The organism is Specibacter sp. NPDC078709 (assembly GCF_040686795.1).
Classification (GTDB): Bacteria; Actinomycetota; Actinomycetes; order Actinomycetales; family Micrococcaceae; genus Specibacter.
Genome location: NZ_JBFBLU010000004.1, coordinates 202931 through 223966 on the forward strand (window position 1 = coordinate 202931; position 21036 = coordinate 223966).

18 protein-coding genes and 1 pseudogene are annotated in these 21036 nt (G+C 60.2%); 10 read left to right on the forward strand and 9 right to left on the reverse strand.

Going from position 1 to position 21036, the window contains the following annotated elements:
- Window positions 1-336: 336 nt before the first annotated feature.
- Entirely contained in the window at window positions 337-1851 is a 1515-nt protein-coding gene (locus AB0P14_RS09630) for an MFS transporter (RefSeq protein ID WP_363840992.1), read from the reverse strand.
- A 159-nt stretch (window positions 1852-2010) separates the two neighbouring features.
- Here AB0P14_RS09630 and AB0P14_RS09635 point away from each other — a divergent pair, with 159 nt between their 5' ends.
- Window positions 2011-2682 (forward strand): TetR/AcrR family transcriptional regulator, encoded by a 672-nt coding sequence (locus AB0P14_RS09635; protein ID WP_363840995.1) that lies wholly within the window; start codon window positions 2011-2013, stop codon window positions 2680-2682.
- Between the two features lie 394 nt (window positions 2683-3076).
- Here the strand turns inward: AB0P14_RS09635 and AB0P14_RS09640 are convergent, their stop codons facing one another.
- Window positions 3077-3235 carry a hypothetical protein gene (locus tag AB0P14_RS09640; RefSeq protein WP_363841432.1) on the reverse strand — a complete coding sequence of 53 codons (159 nt, stop codon included), beginning with the start codon at window positions 3233-3235 and terminating at the stop codon, window positions 3077-3079.
- A gap of 27 nt (window positions 3236-3262) precedes the next feature.
- On the opposite strand from AB0P14_RS09640, the pseudogene AB0P14_RS09645 reads away from it, so the two are divergent.
- Together AB0P14_RS09645 and AB0P14_RS09650 are read left to right on the forward strand one after the other, a co-directional pair.
- Window positions 3263-3813, forward strand: a pseudogene (locus tag AB0P14_RS09645) (maleylpyruvate isomerase family mycothiol-dependent enzyme); the annotation flags it as partial.
- A 180-nt stretch (window positions 3814-3993) separates the two neighbouring features.
- Complete coding sequence (locus AB0P14_RS09650) at window positions 3994-5406, forward strand: mycothione reductase (protein ID WP_363840998.1); 1413 nt, start codon at window positions 3994-3996, stop codon at window positions 5404-5406.
- Here AB0P14_RS09650 and AB0P14_RS09655 read toward each other — a convergent pair.
- Entirely contained in the window at window positions 5403-6830 is a 1428-nt protein-coding gene (locus tag AB0P14_RS09655; protein WP_363841001.1) for a PLP-dependent aminotransferase family protein, read from the reverse strand. The genes AB0P14_RS09650 and AB0P14_RS09655 overlap by 4 nt on opposite strands.
- A gap of 107 nt (window positions 6831-6937) precedes the next feature.
- Window positions 6938-8152 carry a calcium:proton antiporter gene (locus AB0P14_RS09660; RefSeq protein WP_363841004.1) on the reverse strand — a complete coding sequence of 405 codons (1215 nt, stop codon included), beginning with the start codon at window positions 8150-8152 and terminating at the stop codon, window positions 6938-6940.
- A gap of 757 nt (window positions 8153-8909) precedes the next feature.
- On the opposite strand from AB0P14_RS09660, the gene AB0P14_RS09665 reads away from it, so the two are divergent.
- Window positions 8910-9377: an S-ribosylhomocysteine lyase gene (locus AB0P14_RS09665; protein ID WP_363841007.1), complete on the forward strand. Its 468-nt coding sequence runs from the start codon at window positions 8910-8912 to the stop codon at window positions 9375-9377.
- Window positions 9374-10192: a 5'-methylthioadenosine/S-adenosylhomocysteine nucleosidase gene (mtnN, locus tag AB0P14_RS09670; RefSeq protein ID WP_363841009.1), complete on the forward strand. Its 819-nt coding sequence runs from the start codon at window positions 9374-9376 to the stop codon at window positions 10190-10192. The genes AB0P14_RS09665 and mtnN overlap by 4 nt, the downstream gene beginning before the upstream one ends.
- Here mtnN and AB0P14_RS09675 read toward each other — a convergent pair.
- A complete protein-coding gene (locus tag AB0P14_RS09675; protein ID WP_363841012.1) occupies window positions 10167-10871 on the reverse strand; it encodes a TetR/AcrR family transcriptional regulator in 705 nt (234 codons plus the stop codon). The genes mtnN and AB0P14_RS09675 overlap by 26 nt on opposite strands.
- On the opposite strand from AB0P14_RS09675, the gene AB0P14_RS09680 reads away from it, so the two are divergent.
- The 3 genes from AB0P14_RS09680 to AB0P14_RS09690 all read left to right on the forward strand — a co-directional run bounded on the left by AB0P14_RS09680 (window position 10872) and on the right by AB0P14_RS09690 (window position 14234).
- Window positions 10872-12302 carry an NAD(P)-binding domain-containing protein gene (locus tag AB0P14_RS09680; RefSeq protein WP_363841015.1) on the forward strand — a complete coding sequence of 477 codons (1431 nt, stop codon included), beginning with the start codon at window positions 10872-10874 and terminating at the stop codon, window positions 12300-12302.
- Window positions 12299-13174: an SDR family oxidoreductase gene (locus AB0P14_RS09685; RefSeq protein WP_363841018.1), complete on the forward strand. Its 876-nt coding sequence runs from the start codon at window positions 12299-12301 to the stop codon at window positions 13172-13174. Before AB0P14_RS09680 ends, AB0P14_RS09685 begins: the two co-directional genes overlap by 4 nt.
- A gap of 142 nt (window positions 13175-13316) precedes the next feature.
- Window positions 13317-14234, forward strand: coding sequence for a 2-hydroxyacid dehydrogenase (locus AB0P14_RS09690; RefSeq protein WP_363841021.1), 918 nt, complete (start codon window positions 13317-13319; stop codon window positions 14232-14234).
- A 44-nt stretch (window positions 14235-14278) separates the two neighbouring features.
- Here the strand turns inward: AB0P14_RS09690 and AB0P14_RS09695 are convergent, their stop codons facing one another.
- The 4 genes from AB0P14_RS09695 to AB0P14_RS09710 all read right to left on the reverse strand — a co-directional run bounded on the left by AB0P14_RS09695 (window position 14279) and on the right by AB0P14_RS09710 (window position 18878).
- Window positions 14279-15709, reverse strand: a complete 1431-nt coding sequence (locus AB0P14_RS09695; protein WP_363841024.1) for an alanine racemase — start codon at window positions 15707-15709, stop codon at window positions 14279-14281.
- 2 nt (window positions 15710-15711) lie between these two features.
- Window positions 15712-17463 carry an FAD/NAD(P)-binding protein gene (locus tag AB0P14_RS09700; RefSeq protein WP_363841027.1) on the reverse strand — a complete coding sequence of 584 codons (1752 nt, stop codon included), beginning with the start codon at window positions 17461-17463 and terminating at the stop codon, window positions 15712-15714.
- Entirely contained in the window at window positions 17460-18500 is a 1041-nt protein-coding gene (locus tag AB0P14_RS09705) for a pyridoxal-phosphate dependent enzyme (RefSeq protein ID WP_363841030.1), read from the reverse strand. The genes AB0P14_RS09700 and AB0P14_RS09705 overlap by 4 nt, the downstream gene beginning before the upstream one ends.
- A 201-nt stretch (window positions 18501-18701) precedes the next feature.
- A complete protein-coding gene (locus tag AB0P14_RS09710) occupies window positions 18702-18878 on the reverse strand; it encodes a hypothetical protein (RefSeq protein ID WP_363841033.1) in 177 nt (58 codons plus the stop codon).
- A 196-nt stretch (window positions 18879-19074) separates the two neighbouring features.
- Here AB0P14_RS09710 and AB0P14_RS09715 point away from each other — a divergent pair, with 196 nt between their 5' ends.
- Both AB0P14_RS09715 and AB0P14_RS09720 read left to right on the forward strand, forming a co-directional pair.
- Entirely contained in the window at window positions 19075-20532 is a 1458-nt protein-coding gene (locus tag AB0P14_RS09715) for a hypothetical protein (protein WP_363841036.1), read from the forward strand.
- Complete coding sequence (locus AB0P14_RS09720) at window positions 20529-21035, forward strand: M17 family metallopeptidase (protein WP_363841038.1); 507 nt, start codon at window positions 20529-20531, stop codon at window positions 21033-21035. The genes AB0P14_RS09715 and AB0P14_RS09720 overlap by 4 nt, the downstream gene beginning before the upstream one ends.
- The last annotated feature ends 1 nt before the right edge of the window (window position 21036 follow it).

The following is a 21036-nucleotide window of genomic DNA, read 5'->3' on the forward strand; positions in this document are numbered from 1 at the left end:
GCGCCGATTTGTTCGGCGTGCGGAACGTCGGCGATTTCTGTGAGGTAGGCCTGCGCGAACCTATCCGCCGTTGATACGGCTGCCTAGGACCCCCTGGTAAGTGCAACGGTTTGCGAACTACGCTACAGACCACAATCGAACGGGACCATCCCTCACCGGGTGGACGGAGAGCCGTTCTGTCCTTCACCCGAGCTGCACTTCCTGATTTTCACGGGAGCGTCAGCACGAGTTAAACAAGAAGTCCGCCTTACCCACCACAGCATGTGGTGGGTAAGGCGGACTTCTTTAGTCGCCTATCGACTGGTGGTCCACGCGAGGACTACATGTGCCAGAGTGCTACATGTGCACCGCTGCAACACCTGTGGGCACTGCTGCGTCGGCACGGCGTCGGTACATCAGGGCCGTCACGATGGCACCAACCACCAGCAATACGGCGCAGGCGAAGTACGCACCCGAGTAACCGCTGACGAGGGATTCCAGTTGCCCCTTGCCGCCGTCGATGGCCGTAATGGTTGCCCCGGCAACCAAGGTGTTCAACACGGCTAGGCCGATGGAGCCTCCCAGCTGCTGCGATGCGTTCACGGCGGCGGATGCGGCGCCGGCATGATGGCTGTCAACACCCAAGGTGCCTACGCTCATGGCCGATGAAATAATGGCACCGAGACCAAGAGCAATGATGAACATCGGCAAAGCCACGTGCAGAGCGTAGCTGCTATCAGCCTTGGCCGACATCAGCAGGACCGAGCCAGTGGCGGAGATCATCATGCCGGCCGGAACCAGCATCTTTGCGCCCAGCTTGGGCATGAGAACCGAGGTAGAAACTACGGCAGCGATCATGATGCCCAAGCACAACGGCAGCACGGCCAGGCCCGTTTGCAATGGGGTGAAACCGAGCACAATCTGCAGGTAGTACACCAGGTACAAGTTCACCCCAAAGACTACGGCGCCAGATACGAAGATAGCGAGCATGGAGGCTCCGCGATCCCGGTCCAGCACAATGTGCAGCGGCAGCAACGGAGACTTTCCCCTGCGTTGGATCATGACGAAGACAACCAGCAGAATCAGGCCGGCGGCCAGGAAACCCCAGGTGCGCGCGTCAGCAAAGCCGTGCTCTTCAGCATTGGTAAACCCGAAGACCAGTGCAAAGAAGCCCAAGGAGGCAAAAATCGCGCCCGGAACATCCAGCTTCACGCCGCGCTCACGCATTGTGGGGGCGATGGCAATCAGGCCAACAACAAAAGCAATGGCAGCAAATGCAATGTTGACGTAGAGGGTCCAGCGCCAAGAGAGCGTTTCCGTCAACACGCCACCGAGCAGCAGACCCACAGCGCCACCGGCACCGGCGAGAGCACCGAAAATACCAAAGGCCTTGCCGCGTTCTGCGGGATCGGTGAAAGTGGTGGTCAGCAAGGAAAGAGCCGCCGGAGCCAACAGGGCTGCGAAGATACCTTGCAATACGCGCGCGGCCAGCAGGATCGCGAAAGTGGGGGCAGCGCCACCGAGTGCCGAGGCGACGGCGAAACCTACCAAGCCAATGAGGAAAATCTGCTTGCGACCCATCAGGTCAGCAATACGGCCACCCAGCAGGAGCAAGCCGCCAAAGGCGAGAGCGTAGGCCGTGATGACCCACGGACGGAGTGTGTCCGAAAAGGCAAGTTCAATCTGGGCGCTGGGAAGCGCCACGTTCATAATGGTTGCATCAAGCACCACCATGAGTTGGGACATGCCGATGGCCAGCATCGACCACCAGCGAAGGCCGACCCATTTTGAGTCAGGTTTGGAGTCCAGTTTAGAGTCAGGCCTGGAGGGTGGCGTCGGATTGACGTTTAGTGGTTGCGTTGCAGTGCTCATGTACCTTTTGCCTCAGTGTGAATATTGAAACCATCCCCTTGGAATAGCTATTCCGTTAAGCGTATCGCATCCGGAACAGCTATTCCGCACTGTGTGGTCTCACGCTACACTTGATGTGACATCGCTTGATTTTCTCCTGCCATCGAAAGCTCCACCAGCATGCCACTGACCCCTTCGATTAAGAACCACTCCCCCGACGGACAGAGTATTGGCGACCATAACGTCGTCGTCCTTAACGAGCGTGACCGAGCTTTGAACAACGCAGCCCACGAGCTCTTTTCCAGTAAGGGCCTCAGCGTGCCCCTGGCCGATATCGCCAAGGCGGCAGGGGTGGGGGTGGCAACCCTGTACCGGCGCTACCGCGACAAGGACCTCTTAATCCTGGACGTTTACCGAGAGCATCTTGCCTACGGTGAGCAATTGTCGATTGACGCCAACGGCCACGAGGACCCCTGGGAAGGATTGATCTACTTCTTGACCAAGTCCACGGAGCAATTTCTGCGCGATCACGGCATGCGTGAATTGATTCTGGGCGGCTATATTGGCGGAGTCGGCTGGGCGCGAGGCTCCTCCCACCAAGAGCTTCACGAAGTCCTAGACGCACTCCAACATCGGATAGCGCATCAGCTTGAATTCTTGGTGGCACGGGCCAAGGAACAGCATGTGGTCCGCGACGACTTTGAGCCCACGGATATTCTCCTGATGTCAGCCATGGCGCACGTGGCAGCGCCCGTCAAGGCATCAGGTTGGCCCGTTTCCGCGCAGCGAGCCTTGACGCTGTTGATTGAGGGCATTCGCCCACCCGCAGAGGCCAGCGCCGCCAGCAAATAGCTTTGGCTGTCACTGCCGATACGGAACCCAAAATTATGGGACACTCCAAACGCGTCAGAGAGAACGCTAAAGTCACCAAGGGCGAGCCCACAGCCGCAACGGTCGCCCCGCACGATGAGCTCACTGGCCGCCAATATACTCTCGCGACCAGCACTGCAGTAGCTTCGAACATTGACCAGCATGGTGCTGCTCGGCCCCGGGCCATGCTGGATTCTGTGCCGGCATTCAGCGCCCCACCGTCACATCAGCAAACTCTCCCGGATTGGAATCGCGCCAGACCATTGCCTGTCGCTTCAGCACAATGGAGGCTGCCAGTACTGCAGGAACCACGGACATATGGGGCAAGGACCCACGCGAGCCCCTCCGCCGGCCTCCTCAGTTGGCTGAAACAAGGCTATAAACAAGCCGGGGTGATCATGGGGTAATCAGAACGGAACAGCACCTTGGTCCGCAGCATCGTATTGGCGTACTGCACCAGGATGCGCGGGAAGTACTTCAGCGACCGGCCCGAGAGATCGATGTAAACCTTGGTATGCCTCGCCGCAACGGCCAGCGCCTCATCCTGTCAGGGAAATGACGGGTGGGCCATGATTTGACCACCGATCCGGACCTGCAGGAAGCCCTCCTGCAGGTCCGGCGCGGCACCGCGTTCATCGCCCGCAAACTCAACGAGCTCTCCGATAAACCGCTCGACGGCGACTCCCTCATTCCCTGCTAGAGCCGCCGACACCTCGGCGCACACCTCGGTTACAAGGCGCGTACGATCGCCCGTCTCATTGAATGGGCGGCGACTGGGGTGGAGACACCCATGCATTCCTCCCCCACCGCACGCAACCAGGAAATCGGCTTCGGCGCGATCCTGTCCTCCATCGCGCTACGTGCTCTCACCGATCATGCCGCCGTGCACCTCAAGGTGGAATGGCGCGAGCTGCCCGATAACAACTGGTCAAACCAAGTCAAAGCCGCCAGGGCCGCACCGTGCCCGCCAGTGAAACTGGCTGGACGCGCAGCCGCGCAGTCTGGCTGCACGCCGTCGACTTTAACAACGGCGCCACCGTGTCAGATATCCCCGCACCCATCCTCGAACGACTCCTGGCCTTCATCACTGGCGCATGGAATACCCGCGGCACCATCACCAACGCACCTAAGGCTCCCGACTGGATCTAACTTGGTGACAATCTGAGGATAGGGTGGCTCTAGGTCCGCCGACGCATCACTGCGGTGGCGGACCTTTGTGCGCTGGCAACAGTGCCGAACTTGCCAGGCAAGATGTTCTTGTGCCCAATTCTCCACTGAACGGATGCAATCCCCATGCCTCACTTTGACCTCGTCATCATCGGCACCGGCTCCGGAAATTCCATCCCGGGCCCAGAGTTTGATCATTGGAACATTGCCATCGTGGAGGACGGTCATTTCGGCGGCACCTGCCTAAACGTCGGCTGTATCCCCACCAAAATGTTCGTGCATCCGGCGGAACTGGCCGACGCCGCCCGCCACGGCAGGGCGCTGGGAATCGATGCCCACCTGAACTCCGTGGACTGGCCGGGAATCCGTGACAGGATCTTCGGGCGGATCGACGCCATCGAATCCGGCGGCAGGCAATACCGCGAGGGTCCCGAGTGCCCCAATATCACCGTCTTTGCCGGGCGCGGGCGCTTTTCCGGACACAAGGAGCTGCACATTGACCTGCACGACGGCGGCAGCACCCACGTGACCGCCGACAGATTTGTTCTGGCTGCGGGTTCGCACGCTGTGGTACCGGATACTCTCGGCCTCGCCGATAGCGCCACCCAGACCGCGGCCGTCTTTCATACCTCCGATTCGATTATGCGATTGGAAACGCTACCCGTCAGCATGGTCATTTTGGGCGGCGGCTATGTTGCAGCCGAATTTGCGCACGTATTTTCCTCCTTTGGCGTGCACGTTACCCAAATCGCGCGTGGAAAAAGGCTGCTCAAGTCTCAGGACGAGGACGTCTCGGTCCAGTTCACGAAGGAGGCCGCGGCGCGCTACACAGTCCTGCTCGAGACCAAGGTGAGTAGCGTGGCGGACACGGCGGACGGCGTCGAACTTCAACTGAAGGGGCCAAACGGGCCGCAATCCTTGACGGCTGAGGTGTTGCTGGTGGCCACAGGGCGCAAACCCAACGGAGCCAACCTGGATGTAGAAAAGACCGGGGTCGCCCTGGACGGACATGGCCGGGTGGTGGTTGATGAGCATCAGCGCACGGACGTCGACGGTATTTACGCGTTGGGCGACATTTCCTCCAAATACCAGCTCAAGCATGTCGCCAATCACGAGGCCAAGGTGGTTAAGCACAACTTGGCGCACCCAGAGGCGCTCATCAGCTCAGATCACCGATTTGTTCCGGCCGCGGTCTTCAGCGATCCGCAGATTGCCTCAGTCGGGATCACCGAGGCGCACGCCATCAAGGCCGGAATTGGGTATGTGGTGAAAGTGCAAAATTATGGCGACATTGCTGCAGGTTGGGCGCGCGAGGACTCCGGTCATTTCCTGAAGGTCCTCGCCGACCCCTCCACTGGCCTGCTGCTGGGCGCACATGCGATTGGTCCGGAGGCGGCCACCATCATCCAGCCGCTGATTCAGGCCATGCATTTTGGCCAAACCGCCCATGATGTGGCTAAGAAGCAGTACTGGATCCATCCCGCCCTGTCTGAACTGGTGGAGAATGCGCTGCTGGGCCTGCCGGAGGCTACGGCTTAGAGCAGTCCAGCCACCCGTTGTACGCCTGCCCGGATCTGCGGAATGGAAGCGGCGCTAAAAGATAAGCGGATGAAGGGTGCGGGCGGCTCGTCAACAAAGTACTGTTTGCCGTCGCCGATCAGCACGCCTGCTTGGTGGGCCGCAGTGGTCAATGCCGTGGAATTACTGCCTTCGGGAAGCTTGACCCAGAGGTGGATGCCGCCGGTGGGAATGTTTGGCACCTTTGCACCGGTCATGGAGGTGTGAATCTCCTCCACCATGGCATCACGGCGCTCCAGCAATCCGGCGCGCAGTCGTGTCACGTGGCGCGGCCAGGCGGAGGAGGTCAGCAAGCCCAGCGCGATTTCTTGTGTGAGCGGTGGCACGCACATGTCATCGGCAATACGGGCGGTGCGCAGACGTTCCCCTGCCGGGCCTCTTGCAGCAATGGCACCCACGCGTAATCCTGGTGCGGCAGGCTTGGTCAAGGTGGCGATCGAGACTACATGCCCATCCGGATCCTGGGTGAATAGTGGCGGCGGAGCGTTTCCATCGAGGGACAGGTTTCGTGCCCAATCGTCCTCGATGATGAAGGCACCGTAGCGCTTCGCCAAAGCCAGCACCTCCACGCGACGTTCGGGACTGAGGATGGCACCGGACGGGTTCGCGTAACAAGGCTGGAGATAAATGAGCTTAGCGTGCGTGCGCTCCAAAGCATCGGCGAGTTTTGCCGGAATAATTCCGCGCTCATCGGCCTGCACTGCGGCCAGATTCAGGCCGGCAGACTGTGCGGCGATGGCTGCCCCGGGGTAGCTGGGGCTTTCGGTGATGAGCGTTGAGCCTGGATCGGCCAAGGTGCGCATCGCAAATACCAGCGACTGCTGCCCGCCCGGCATGATCAGCATGTCCTCTGGTTCCGCGCTGAGCTGCCCGGCAAATGCACGACGCAATTCCGGCAGTCCCATGGGCGGAGCCATGGTCCACGCCCGGTGGCTTTTTGCGCAGCGCACGCCGAGCGTGCGCAACTCATCGAAGGGCTGCAGCTCGGGAGCCAGATAACCCCACGATAATTGAACGTGACCGGATGTGCTCTGTGAATGGAACCGTCCAGCACGTACCGCGTCAACACGGGAACGGCCTAGGGTGGAAGATTGCCAGGCGTAATCGGGTTCGGCTAGATGGTTGCGGCTAGATGTGAAGGGCTGCTCCGGATGCGGCAGCTCGTTCGACTCCACCCGGCCGGCAACAAAGGTGCCACGGCCTGGCTCTGCCCTGACGACCCCCAGACCCGAGAGCGTGCTGATGGCTTGGGTAATAGTCACGGGGCTGGCGCCATAGGTCTTGGATAGCTGCCTGACGGAGGGCAGCTTGTCCCCCACCCGCATCAAGGCCGCCTGCTGCTTGAGCAGCTCAGAGATATCGGCGGCCCTGTTGTTGATCGACATAAGCACCAGTCAATAACGTTACTGTCGAAAGTCCAACACAGTGTTACTCAACGTTTCGGGAACTTTGGAACATGTCATGATCCGGAATCAGGAGAATTGGTCCTCAATCATGAGAAGACAACAAGTCCATAGATGGCGAAGACCGCCAAATGGGTGGCTCCGTGCATGGCTGTCATCTGCTTCGCAGCGAAGGTGCTAACCGAGAGCAGCAGTGTCACGCCGAGTAGCAACAGGTTGGCCGGCGACTCGGCCAGAACCACATCTTGGCCCGTGAGCATCCCGATCAAGAGCACTGCCGGGATAGTCAGGCCTACGGTTGAGACGAGAGCACCATGGCAGAGATTGTTGACTCGTTGCCCTTCGCCCGCCAAGGCGGCACGCACAGAGGTGATGGATTCCGGGAGGAAGACGATCATGGCGATGAGTAGGCCCGAGAGCGCAACGGGAGCACCTGCGCGGCCCAGGCCGTCGTCCAAAAGAGTTGCCATATCGTGCGAAAGCAGCACGATCGGCAGCACCGTGACAAGCAACAGAACCAAGCGCAATAAGATCTCCTTTCGGTGCTTGACGAAGATCGCCGCAATCGGCGTTGCATCGGAGGACACCACAGGGGAAGACGAGATCGCAGCTGAGGAGGAGACGTCGTCGTCCTTGGTTGTGGATCTTGATTTGGCACTGATTTTGGGGGCAAACAGTCCGGGATCGACCTCGGTGAAGTCGCCAGCCTGGGCGCCCATCTGGCGGACAAGAAAAAATGCGTACAGACCAAGGGCGAGCACGATGACGGGGATGCTCTGGCCAGAGGTGTACGAACCATCGCGACCGATGAGGGCTGGAAGGGCAAAAGCGATCGAGGTGAGGACGATGATCATGCCGAGGTAGGCGGAGGTGCCGGTTCGGTTGTGTTTGAGGGAGCCGTGCCTGAGCCCGCCGAACAATAGTGAGAGGCCGACGACGGCGTTGAGGATGATCATGGAAACGGCCATCACGGAGTCGCGCGCGATGGTGGCGTGCTCGCCTGGGCCCAGCATGACAGCGGAAATGAGGACCACTTCGATCAGTACGATCGAGAGCGTCAGGACCAGTGAACCGTAGGGGTCACCGAGACGGCGGGCGAGATGCTCGGCCTCATGAACCACTCCGAACGCGCAGACCAAGATGACGGCGACAATGGCCAATAGCGCGGTGACAAGCAGTGGTAAGGGCACCGGTGGATTCAGGAGTGGGCCCAGGAACATCAGGGCTGCGACTGCACCCCAGCCGACAATTATTCGGCCGATCGCGACGGGGGTGAAGATTGAGCCTTTGGCTGCTGCAAGCATGGGTTCAAACCTGTTCTACGAGGTCGTCCCCGAATCAATTGAACAAACGGGCCGTCCCGTTCGTGATCCTGTGTGTCTTGGCACTGTAGCTCCAAGGCATCAACCGGCGTCTATTCGTGGCGGGTTAAGAAGACTTGCGGTCAATGCGGCTAACTTTCTCAGCATAGGACAGCCGGGTTGTGGGGGCCAATCAAACTGGTAGTTGCTCTGCGGTGCTGCTCTGTGGTGCTGCTCGAAGTCGTAATCGGAGGACGAGCTCAGATGAGGCAGTGCACAAAATCCCAGCCGCGTGCATCTCTGCAGCGAAAATTTTGAACTGGTGTGTCATCTGCAAGTTAGAACTGACCGTCGGCCATGGTCTCCGGATCCAAATCATCCGCACCCCGTGCTGGGTAGTGCAAAAGAATCTTGTATCGCATAGTCAAGGCTAGGTCCGCCGATGTGAACTGAGCAGGATACGGCTCCCGGAGTGACAATGGAGGCTTTGATTGGCAACCAACAACGCCCGCGACCATCGCCGCACGGCTGGACCAGAATGCACAGCCGGACCAGTCCGCACAGCTAGCGCCCGGAAGCTAAGATTCGTTTTCAGCCAGCCCCGACGCCGTGCCGACCCAGCCGCCGCACCACCGCCCGACCCACCGCCCTACCCCACCGCCGCACCAACCGCGAATCCACTCCAAGCGGCTAAGCTAGATGTGGCCAGATATCGGGCCCGAGGCGGTCCGGCTTCGACACCCACGGAGGAAAGTACCCCATGAATACTTCACGCATGAACGTCGAGTCGTTCAACCTTGATCACCGCACCGTCGTTGCGCCGTATGTGCGCGTGGCCGACCGCAAGCAGTTGCCGCATGGCGATGTCTTGACGAAGTATGACGTTCGGTTCACTCAGCCCAACGTGGCTCATCTGGACATGAAATCCGTCCACTCCTTGGAGCACCTTTTCGCCGAATGCTCACGTAATCATTCGGATGCTGTCATCGACTTCTCTCCTATGGGCTGCCAGACAGGCTACTACCTGATCCTTGCTGGCGAGCCAGATCTGCCGGCCGTCATGGACCTGATTGAGGCCACGCTCAAGGAAGTTCTGGAGGCCAGCGAAGTGCCTGCCGCCAATGAAATCCAGTGTGGCTGGGGCGAAAGCCATTCTCTCAGCGGCGCCCAAGACGTCGCCCGGACCTTCCTCGCCAAGCGCGACGAATGGGCGCAGGTCACCGCGTGAGCTCTTCTGTTGTGAACGCTAGTAATCCCGCGGGGCTGAATCGCGGGCAGGGCAGTCCCGCTGAGGTTATTGTCATCGTCGCTATGGAAGAGGAATTAGCTCCCTTCCTCCAGCTAGCCGAGTCGGTGGCTGAGCCGGTCCAGGTAGGTAACTCCATCCACCGTGCGAGCGTTATCAACGGCCATAACATCTTGCTGGTTCACGGCGGCATTGGGCTGGTGAACGCGTCCGGCGCGGCGACCTCTGCTCTGCTGTTGACCCAGCAGAAGAACGACGGCGCGTCCCCTCCCCTGGTGATCAGCGCCGGCTCAGCCGGTGGACTGGGTGACGACGTCAAGGTCGGCGATGTGGTCATCGGCACCGACACGATCAACGCCGATGCCGACGCTCGCGCCTTTGGCTACCAGCTGGGTCAGGTTCCCGGCATGCCGGTGTCTTACCCGTTGCCGGAGGCGCTCATGGCGCTCATTGATGCCACGCCGAAGTCGCTCGCGTCCGCAGGAGAAGGAATGGTGAACACCGTCCACCACGGGCTCATGGTCTCCAGCTACAAGTTTGTGGGCCACGACCGGGCCCCAGTCATCAAGGACCGGTTCGACGGCGTGCTCTCCACGGACATGGAATCGTCTGCGATCGCACAGACTTGCCACGTGTATGGCGCACCCTTCGTAGCCATCCGCGGGATTTCCGATCTATGCGGACCGGCATCCGACGCTGATTTTCTGACCCATGTGGACGACGCCGCGGAGCGTTCGGCACAGATTGTGCTGGCAGTCATTGATACATGGTTTACGGCTGGCTCACCCCGCCCGTAAACCGGACAATGACTGCGGTGATCTGTTCAATGAAGTCGGCGACGGGTTCACGTTCGCTGGGTTCGCTCTGCACCCGTTGCACCAGCGCTTCGGTGATCCCACCAATCAGGACCAGGCTGGTCAGCCCGCCAGGAGCGGAGCTGATCAGCCCGGCTGCGGCAAAGTCCTCGAAGGCGTCATCCAATGCTGCTGCCAAACGGCGAATCGTGAGACGGCGTTGTTGTTCCAGCACCACGGAAACGCCCACCGTCTCTACTTCCATGACCCTTGCTTTGCGATCATCCGTTAACATCGGGCCCAGCACCTGTGCAACAAGAGTGCGGGTGGCGGTCAAGAGGTCCTGCCCCGGATCGATCGGCCGGGCATCGATAGCTGCCAGCACCTCTTCATTGAGGTCGAGGTAGAGTCGCGTCAGCAATTCGTGGTGGTCGGCGTAGAGCTGATAGAAGGAACGGGTGGAGACCTTCGCGAGTCGGCACACGGCTTGAACGGGCGTGGCTGAGTAGCCTGCGGTGCCGTAAAGCTCCAGTGCCGCATCGAGCAGCCGCTGCCGGCGGTCCTGATCGCGCTTGAATCGGTCGGTCCCATGCCACATTTCGGCTTCTGGGTTGAAGTCTGCGGTCATCTCAACTGCCCCTTCTGCATTGAAAACAGATATTTTCAGTGTAATACTGCTCACATGCCGTACCTCGTAAAGCCCGAGCACCTCGCCCCTGCGGTTCTCGATCCTATACCCGTCAACGACGCCCTGCCGCGTACTGCCGTCATTGGCGCAGGTTCCTCCGGCATCACCGCAGCCAAAGCGTTGTATGAGGCGGGGATTCCCTTCGACTGTTTCGAACAAGGCAGCGCCCTAGGTGGCAACTGGCTGCTGGACAACCCCAATGGGCAATCCGCCTGCTACGAAACCTTGGAAATCAACACCTCCGGCGCCCGTATGGCGTTTTCTGATTTCCCCATGCCTGCACACTACCCACCGTATCCGCGCCACGAGCAGATCTACGCCTACTTTGAAAAGTATGTGGACCACTTTGGCTTCCGCCACACCATCACTTTCAACACCACGGTTCAGGACGTCAGCCGAGATGCCGACGGCGGCTGGCTGGTGCGCATCAAGGGCCCGCAGGGAGAACATGCACAGAAGTACGACGCCGTTTTGGTCGCGAATGGTCATCACTGGGACCCGCGCTGGCCCGAACCCACCTATCCAGGAACCTTCGACGGCGAACAAATCCACGCTCATGACTACCGTTCCGGTGATCAACTACAGGGCCGCGACGTGGTGGTTTTTGGCGCAGGAAACTCGGCCATGGACATCGCGGTCGAAGCGTCCCATAGGGCCAACACTGTGTCTTTGTCCATTCGCCGCGGACAATGGGTGCTACGCAAATTCCTGCTCGGCAAGCCCAGCGACCAGGTGGCGCTGCCCGGTTGGCTGCCATGGTGGGTCACGGGTGTTCGGCTGCGCATTGGCGCCATCACCTCAGGCGGTCTGCGCAAGTCTGGGCTGCCCCAACCTGAGCACAAACCGGGGCAGTCCCATCCCGTGCAATCGGAAGAGATCCGCAAACGTCTTGCCGCCGGCAAGGTGACGGTCCGCCCGGGCATTGAGCGCTTTGACGGCGATGCCGTGGTATTCCTCGACGGCACCCGCACCCCTGCCGATCTGATCGTCTGGGCCACCGGATATAAGGTCACTTTCCCGTTCCTTGACCCGGCCCTGATCGCTGCGTCCCAGAACGATCTCCCGCTCTTCAAGCGCACCGTCCATCCGGATCTGCCGGGGTTGTATTTCATCGGTTTGGTGCAGCCAGTGGGTGCTGTCATGCCCTTGGCCGAGGCCCAGAGTGTGTGGATCGCAGAAACCTTGGCCGGACGCTACGCACCCCCGCGGGTTGCTGAGCTCCGGAAGCAGATGGCCAAAGACCACGAGCGCAACAAGCGCCAGTTCTATGCGTCTCCGCGGCACACGATGGAAGTGGATTTTGACCATTACCTGTGGGACCTTGACCGAGAACGACGGCGTGGCTATCAGCGCGTAGCGAACGGCGCCCAGGTGTTCCCTCGACACAGAGACGATCGGTCCAACGATGATCGGAGCCAGAGATGACCAAGACCAACAGCCCGCACAGCTCGCGCCGCGACAACAGCCCCAACAGCCCAGCAAAACTCAGCGGAAAAGTTGCGGTGGTCACCGGAGGTGGCAACGGGATTGGGCGTGAAATTGCCCGTCTCCTTGCTGCGCAGGGCGCCAAGGTAGCCATCGGTGATCGCGACGGTGAAGCCGCCCGCAACTCTGCCCAGGCACTTGCGGGGACCTTGCTCGGCGTCGACCTTGACGTCACCTCAGCACGGTCCTATGCCGCGTTCCTTGACACAGTTGAGGCCAAATTCGGTGCCATCGACATCCTCGTCAACAATGCCGGAGTGATGTGGGTGGGCAGCTTCGATGAGGAGAGCGAAGCTGCGGCGGAACAGCAAATAGCAGTGAACTTGCTCGGCGTCATCCGTGGCGTGAAGTTGGTGGCTCCGGGGATGGTGGCGCGCGGTTCGGGCCACATCATCACGGTCGCCTCGGCATCCTCCATTCTCACCACACCCGGAGAAGCCAGTTACTCGGCCAGCAAGCACGGTGTCTTGGGCTATCTCAAGGCGGTGCGCGAGGAACTCCACCGCTCCCCCGTCCAGATTTCCGTCATTATGCCCGCCGTGGTGGATACGGCATTGGCGGCAGGGACCGGCACGGGAGCTTCGAAATTACTGGCGCCGGAGACCATCGCCGCAGCCGTGCTGCGCACCATTGAGCGTCCACGTTTTGAGGTCAGCATTCCGGGCTATCTGGGGCCGGTGGTCCGGGCGGTCAATATCTTGCCTGCCGCACTGCGGGATGGATTGATGCGGCGCCTTGTCCCCAATCAAGTGCGGCAAGTAGACCGCGGCGCACGGGCAGATTACGAATCCCAGTTCGGCGACCATGCGTAGGAAACTCACGTAAGAAGCCCAGAAGGAACAGACTCAGACGGAAAGGGACCAGAAGGAGAGCTGACGCGGGTCACTGTGGTGGGGACCGGCGTCGTGCCTGAACTATCCTGAAGGTTGCTGACAGCTACGGAACGGAAGATCTTTGACACTGCGCGTCCTCGTCCCCACGGCCCAGTTTGCGCAAGCGATCCGGGGTCCGGAAATTGAAGCAATCGTCTGGCACATTAACGACAGCCCGGAGGATGCGCTGGCCGCCGATGTGCTGGTCACGGAGCGGCCGCGGGAGTTCGAGAATCGGGCACGGGTGGGGAGCATCCCGGGTCTGCGCCACGTGCACCTACTCTCGATTGGCTCGGATTGGATCCTGGGCCACATGCCAGCTGCTGTCACACTCAGTAATTCTCGCGGTGCGGTGGAAGATGCCACAGCCGAGCACGGCATGGCGCTGATTCTCGCTGCACTGCGTGAGCTGCCGACGGCGGCCGTTCAGCAGCGCAGGCATGACTGGGCGCCGCTGTGGACCAGCTCGCTGCACGGATCGGTGGTTTTGGTATTGGGCTATGGCGGGGTGGGCAAGGAGCTCTTTTCGCGGCTGGAGCCCTTTCGCCCGGCCGCATTAATTCCCGTTGCTAGCGGGGCCCGAGTCCTAGATGACGGGCGCCAGATCCACGGCACGGTGGAACTGCCGGAACTGCTTCCTCAGGCGGACGTAGTGGTGGTGACGCTCCCCCACAACGATTCAACAGCCCACTTGGTGGATGCAAACTTCCTGGCCCGTATGAAAGATGGGGCGCTGCTGGTCAATATTGGGCGTGGTCCTGTTGTGGACACCGACGCGCTGCTAGCGGAGCTCAGTTCAGGGCGGCTGCGGGCTGCTTTGGATGTCACCGACCCGGAACCGCTGCCCGCCGATCACCCTCTCTGGGATGCGCCCGGCTGCCTGATCACTCCGCACATGGCAGGTAATACCGCTGAGTTCGTTCGGCTAGCCACGGAGATAACGGTTGAACAGTTGGGCCGGATCTCCCGGGGCGAGGCGCCGCTCCATCTGGTGGAGTGAGTGGGGCCGGTTCGAATCAAGGGAATAGCTGCAGCGGCGCTGGCTCAGCTGCGCTTCTCGATATCGTCCACCACCCACCGGCCACCGTCACCGCTGCTGCCGCTGTCCCCTTTTCTGTCGCTACCACCGTCCCAGAGGACATTGACGGCCAGCGGTAACTGATGCGAGGCACTTTCCACAATATGCATGAGATAGCCAGCCGTGTTGGGAAACGCCACCAGATCTCCGGCAGCAACTCCGGCCGGAAACTCGAAGCGTCGGCGCAGCAACAGTTCCTCCTCGATGCAATAGGCCCCCACGAGAAATGCGCTGTCATTGCTTCGCTCCCGTCGCGGGGTCGTGGCGTGAACGAGCACTGGATCCAGCAGGAAGTCCGCTGACGTGGATCTGCATTGCGTCCTGTTCATATGCAAGCCCACCAGCGGGACTCCATCACTGCGGTGCTTAGCGAAGGCCACTTCGGCGAGTGTCAGCCCGCATCCGTCCAGCAACGATCGCCCAGGTTCGCAGCGCAGCTGAATCCGCGCTGCTGTCAACGTTTGGGCCACGGAGTGCTCAGACTGAGCCGATTCCGGAACAGCTGTGAGGACCTGATCGAGCCACTCACCCCGGATCAGTTCCTGGTGATAAGGATAGACGCCAGTGCCGAGCCGATCGGACTTCCAGGTGAGCGTTTCGTCCCCCTCCGGCAAGTCTTTCAACGTGGTCCAGAACCCCTCCCACTGTTTTCTGCTATCTAGATAGGACATCGGTATACCACCACCCATGTCCACAAAACGTGGTGCGTGGCCCAGCGTGCGCAACTGTTCGATGAGTCCGAGAGACTCCACAATCCCGATGGCACGGGCCTGCGCTTGGTAACCGTTGAGGTGAAAGTGGATGCCAGCGACCTGCACGCGACTCTTCAGATCACTGTCACCCATGACTTCCACCCACTGGTCGCCAGAGAGTCCAAAACGGGTAGCCGGAATCGATGAATGGGTGACAGCCAGCCGCAGCGCTACCTTCAGCGGTTGCTCCTCGGCACCCGCCAGTTCAAGTGCGTCACGCAATTCGTCGTCATTGTCCACGCTGATAATCACCCCGGAAGTGATTGCCAGTGTCAGCAATGCTGTGGACTTCACCGCCGCCGTAACGATGATGCTTTCTGCCGCAACACCTCTTTCTAGGCACTGCCGCAGTTCGTTCAAACTTGCCACATCGATACCGCAGTTCTCGCGAACGGCCTGGTCAATGGCTCCCATGGTCTTGTTGGCTTTGCGAGCAAAATAGATTTGAAAGTCGATTCCGTGGGCGGCAGCAGCCGAGCGCAGCTCTGAGACGTTGCGTCCCATGGGCCGGAAATCGTGAATATTGACCGGCGAACCGTGAGTCTCGATCAACTCCCTGCACTGCTGCGGATCATTGAGTAAATCCTCCATCCACGGTTCCAGCCGTGCTGTCAGCGGTGCGGTACCGTTCATTTTCTGGCGCATCATCACTCTTTCAGTACTGATTCTTCGGCTGGTGTGGGTTGTTTGGGGAGGGGCCCTGTGGCGGGTGACGGCTTTGCGGCATTCAGCGCAACGTGCCCGGCGATTCGCTGAGCCCACAGTCGGTGTTCGCCATGCAGAGAACGATTGAGGGTGTCGTGACCCAGCGTGGGGTCCTCGGTGGGGCGTCCCACGGCTGCCAACGACTGTGTTCTGGAACCGTCGGAAGCTATGCACGTTGCGTCCCGGTCGGTCAGTAAGCCACGCTCGCCAGGGCGGACCGAAACATGACCGTCCAGCAGCAGACCCAGGTATAAGCCACTCACGGGATCTCCGTCCGGGGCCGGTGCCCCCAGCACGCCGGGACTCGGAGTCACCGCGTCAATGAGCACTACGCCCGGTTCGGGCTCCTCACTGGCAGGAGTCATGTGAAGAATGCCGGAGTCGAACAGCGCCAGTAGTTTACGGGCAGTGAGTTCCGGTGGCCCAAAGGCGAAGCGTTCGAGGTTGCCAGCTACCCGTAAAAACTGTCGCCAATCTTGGCGGCTTCGCGAGCTTCGATCCATCACCGCAACCAACTCGGGATACAGACCTGACCACACCCGGGCCCACAGCCAACCCGTGGTGAGTGGTGCCAGAAAATGGTTGGCCAAAAGACTGTGGCGCAGCAGTTCCGCTGGTGCCCAGTCCTCTGGCAGCCAATCTTCTGTCGCCAAATTTGCCGGCCCAGGTGAGCTCGTCATGCACGCAGCGCCACTTTCAGCAGCTACGGACACACCAGTCAACGCAGTACGCCACAGCGTCACGGCACTCGTCTGCACACCCATGATCTGGGCACATTCTTGAGCACAGCGCAACAGAATTGCCCACAGCCCAGCCAACCGTCCGGCGTCGGACGTGGCTTGATGAGGCCTACCCCACTGCCACAACTGAGGCTTGAACCGCTCAAGGCAGGCAGTAATGGCGGGCGACACAGTCTCGCTCTTGGGGTCCATGAGCAGGCCACTGCGTGAGGCAAAGGTGATGCGCTGTGGCTCGCGTCCGCTGGGAATGTAACGCAATTTTCCTAGCTGCGCCCCGCTCGTGAGGCCCTGCCACGAGCCGCCGCGGCCTTCGGTGAGGAGCAGCGCCACGTCGTAGGCCGTCAGCGCGGCGCCGCGGATCCACACGCTTTGCTCCGGCCGGATAGCCGCGGTGGTCAAGGAGCTATAGTTGCCGATCAGCGGGTGCGGATTCAGCGCGCCTGGCAGGAGTTCGAGGGGCGGAGGTCGCCTAGGCGAAGCGTCGCCCAACCCATGCCCAGTTGCCAACAGCACCTCCTCATAGGTTGAGCTTCCGAAGGGTCCCTTGAGCATCCATTGAGTGCCCAACCGTTCGACGCCGGTCACGACGTAGGGACGGTGGCTCACGGTAACGTTTCCATGCTGGCGCAAGAACTCGAATTGTTCTCGCAGGTAGCGGCCTACCAAGGCCCGTGGCGGATACTTTTCACCGCTCAGCTCAGGCGCGGCATGGTGCACCCAATTAGCGAAGTTCTCGCTGGTGAGGCTTGAGGAGGCGTCCACAATGCCAGCGTTCACGTTCAGGCGCAGCGCCTGGGGCTGGGCTTCTCGCCACACACTGCCTGAGCCGGGAGGGTGTGGGTCGTAGACGTCCACCCGGATACGCGATCTTGAGCCGGGCGGAATCAGATCATTGAGTGCAAGCAGTGCGAACAAGCTTTTGGGTCCCCCGCCCACCACAGCAATTCGGATCATGAAGCCGTGACTTCTTCGGGGTTGGCGGCCTGCCCCGGCTCGGTTGCTGGCCCTGATTCTGGCTTTGACTGTGGTTCTGGCTCAGGTTCGGGATCCGCATTCAAAGTGGCGCGCACCCACGCATCGTTGTAGACGGTTTCCAGATAGGGCACCCCGGTATCGTGAACCATGAAGGCAATGCGTTTGCCTGGTTCAAGGTCTGGCAGCACTTTGCCCATGGCAGCAACGATGGCCCCGGTGGAGGCCCCCGCCAGGATTCCTTCCCGGCGGGCCAGCAGCCGGCAGCCGCGCACCATCTCGATTTCCTCCATCGCAAAGACGAGGTCCGGCTCGGCTCCAGCAGCAAGTTCCGGCACAACACCGGCACCGAGACCGGGAAGTCGTCGGATCCCGGACTGCCCGCCAAAAAGAACAGAACCTACCGAATCCACTGCAACAATTTTGGTGTCCAGCTCATGTTCGCGAATGTAGTTCTGACATCCCAAGAGTGTTCCGGTGGTGCTGGTCGCGATGAACAGGTAGTCCAAGTTCCCGCCGGAACCGGCAATGATTTCGGGCATGGTGGACTCGAAGTGTGCCCGTGGATTGGCCGGCGAGCCATACTGGTTGCTGGTCACGGATCCAGGGTGTGCCACCAACAATTCCCGCACGCGGCGGCGGCGGGCGGCGAGTTTATTTCCGTCGGCAGGAGTCTCCACCAGATCGACCGTGGCTCCATAGGCCCGCATAAGTTCTAGTGCCACAGTGTTGGCATTTTCATCGACCACTGCCGTGAATCGCAGGCCTCGCACAACACACTGCCGGGCTAGGGCAATACCCAAATTTCCCGAGGTCGATTCAATGATCATGCCGCCAGGTACTAACTGGCCAGAACTGAGCAGTTCTTCGATCAAACCATTAGCCGTGCGCTCTTTAGTGCTGCCGGACAGTTGGAGCAGGTCAAGCTTTGCGTAGATTTGGGCGTCATGAGACTCGAAGAGTCGGCTCACTTGCACCGTCGGGGTCACGAAGGGATGAAGCGTTTCTGAACTACTCATATGCCTTTTCTCCCATTCCTGATCGATACTTCCTGATCGATACTGCCTTGTTACCGGCGAATATACCGAAACCGCAAGCATCGAGATAGCCCCACGGGCCCAACACTAGTGAATCATGGCCTTGAGATACACGATGCCAACACCCGGAAGCGTCGTCACAAGCGCCGCCCCGAAGCGATAGTGCAGCTTGCGGGTCCATCTTCAGGAGCTGAGGAATCCAAAAAGAGCCAGCAAACTTACATCTACCCAGAGAGCAACCCAGACGGCGGTGTCGTCATCAACCAGATCCAAAACGCCGAAAAGGGCAATCGTTAAGGGAATAATCGCCGCCAGCAGAAGACCAGCCGAATGGCTCAGGGCGTACTTGGAAGATTCCATGAAACGCGGCGACCCCTCAGGCGTCTCGCTCAGATGGGTAACCACATTGGAGAGGAAGTGAGCAATCCAAGAAACGACTACAGCCAACAGTAAATGTCCATGGAATTGAAACAAAGCATAGCTGCCTTCATGGCTTTAGGCTTGGGTATGAGGTGGAATTTCAGCATCTCTCGCGTGTGCCGAGGAGGGGATTCTGGTGGCACTTGAAATCATGGCCAGCAAGCTATTCGCTCCCGCACTCAAGAGCGGATTCCTGTCACGTCCCCGGCTTACTGGAGTGCTGCGTCAAAGTACCGCGTCGAAACTGGTACTAGTCTCCGCGCCAGCCGGATTCGGAAAGACAGCTTTCTTGGCCGATTGTTTGGCTCAAATGCTCGATGAGGAGAACGCCTTAGCCTGGCTCTCTTTGGACGTCTCTGACCGTGATCCAGCGACTTTTTGGACGGGGGTCGTGACCGCTCTCCAAAAAGCAGTTCCCGGGCTTGCTGCAGGCGTGATGGAACAGTTGACATCATCGCCTTTGCCGGTTGAGCAGGTCCTCATCACCGTGTTGCAGGGGCTCGCCTCCTGGTCAGAGGTACCGGATGGTCAACGGCACGAGAAACTGCACGGCAGCGATTCAACGCCGGAGTCCGAGAAAGAGTCCCCAAAGCACGAGCTCTGGCTGATGCTCGACGACTACCATTTAGCCGATAACCGTGAGATAGCTACAGGCATGGTTTTCTTGCTTGAGCATCTTCCGCCTTCTGTGCATGCGCTCATCAGCACCCGCGCAGATCCGGACCTTCCACTCTCGCGGTGGCGGGCTCGAGAGGAGCTTCTGGAAATTCGCGCCGCGGATCTCCGCCTCACCGCCGAGGAAACCGTCGAATATTTCAACGCCGTGCACGGTGTTGATTTGAAGGCTGCGGAAGCGGCCGCACTCTCGGACAAAACCGAGGGCTGGATCGCGGCACTTCAGCTTGCAAGCCTATCGCTCAAAGGACACGCGGACGTGGCTGGATTCATCGGCCGCTTCACCGGCGACGACCGGTACATCTTGGACTACCTCCTCGAGGAAGTGTTGGCACAACAGCCCGCGGAAATCCGCTCCTTCCTGCTTCACAGCTCCGTTCTTGATCGATTGACCGGTCCACTGTGCGACGCTGTGATGGGTGGCGATGCAGTCACCAGCGGGGTGAGCGGGGAGAGTATGCTCGCGGCCATGGAGCGAGAAAATCTCTTCCTGATCCCCCTCGATCATCAGCGCCAGTGGTACCGATACCACCGCCTGTTCGCCGATATGCTCCGTGCCCGGCTCCTCAGCGAAGAACCGGAACTGATTCCTCAGTTGCATGAGCGCGCGAGTCACTGGTTCGAAGGTGAGGCAATGGCGGCGGAAGCAATCGGGCATGCCCTCGCTGCAAAGAACTTTGATCGGGCCGCGCACCTTATGGAGATGGCCGCGACCCAAATTAGGCGCGAGCGGCGCGATGCCCTTTTTCTCGGCTGGCTCGATGAGTTGCCGTACGAGGTAGTGCGGCTCAGCCCGGTGCTGACAGTGTTCAGAGCCTTCAGCCTGATGGCGGCCGGCGAGCTCGACGACGTCGAACCTCACCTTGTCGAGGCCGAACGCACCATGGCCGCTGTCCCACAAGGAGATGACTCACCTTGACCCGCGGCGGCAAGACGGTGGAAGTCCTCAACACTGATGCCGAGGGACGCCTAGTCATGTGCGACGCTCTGGTGTTGGCTGTCGAGGCCGGGGTCGATGCCGTTGTGGACATCGCGACGTTGACAGGAGCGTGTCTGCGGACTTTTGGCACCGAAATTGCCGGGATCATGGGCAACAATGAGAGCATCCTGGCACAGGTGGAACTCGCTGCTCCGGCGGCGGACGAGCCCGTGTGGCGGTTGCCGCTGCCACCGCAGCTACGAGCCGATCTCAATTCCGATATCGCAGATCTGAAAAACATCGGCGGTGTTAACGCGGGGTCCATCACCGCCGGGCTCTTCCTGCAGGAATTCGTTTCCGGAAAACCGTGGGCCCACATCGACATCGCTGGCACCGCTCAGGCACCTGCCAGCAGCAGGTGGATCCCGCGTGGCCCTACAGCTTTTGGTACGCGGCTCCTTATTGAATTGGCCCTCACCTTCGAGCCGCCCACAACGCATTGAC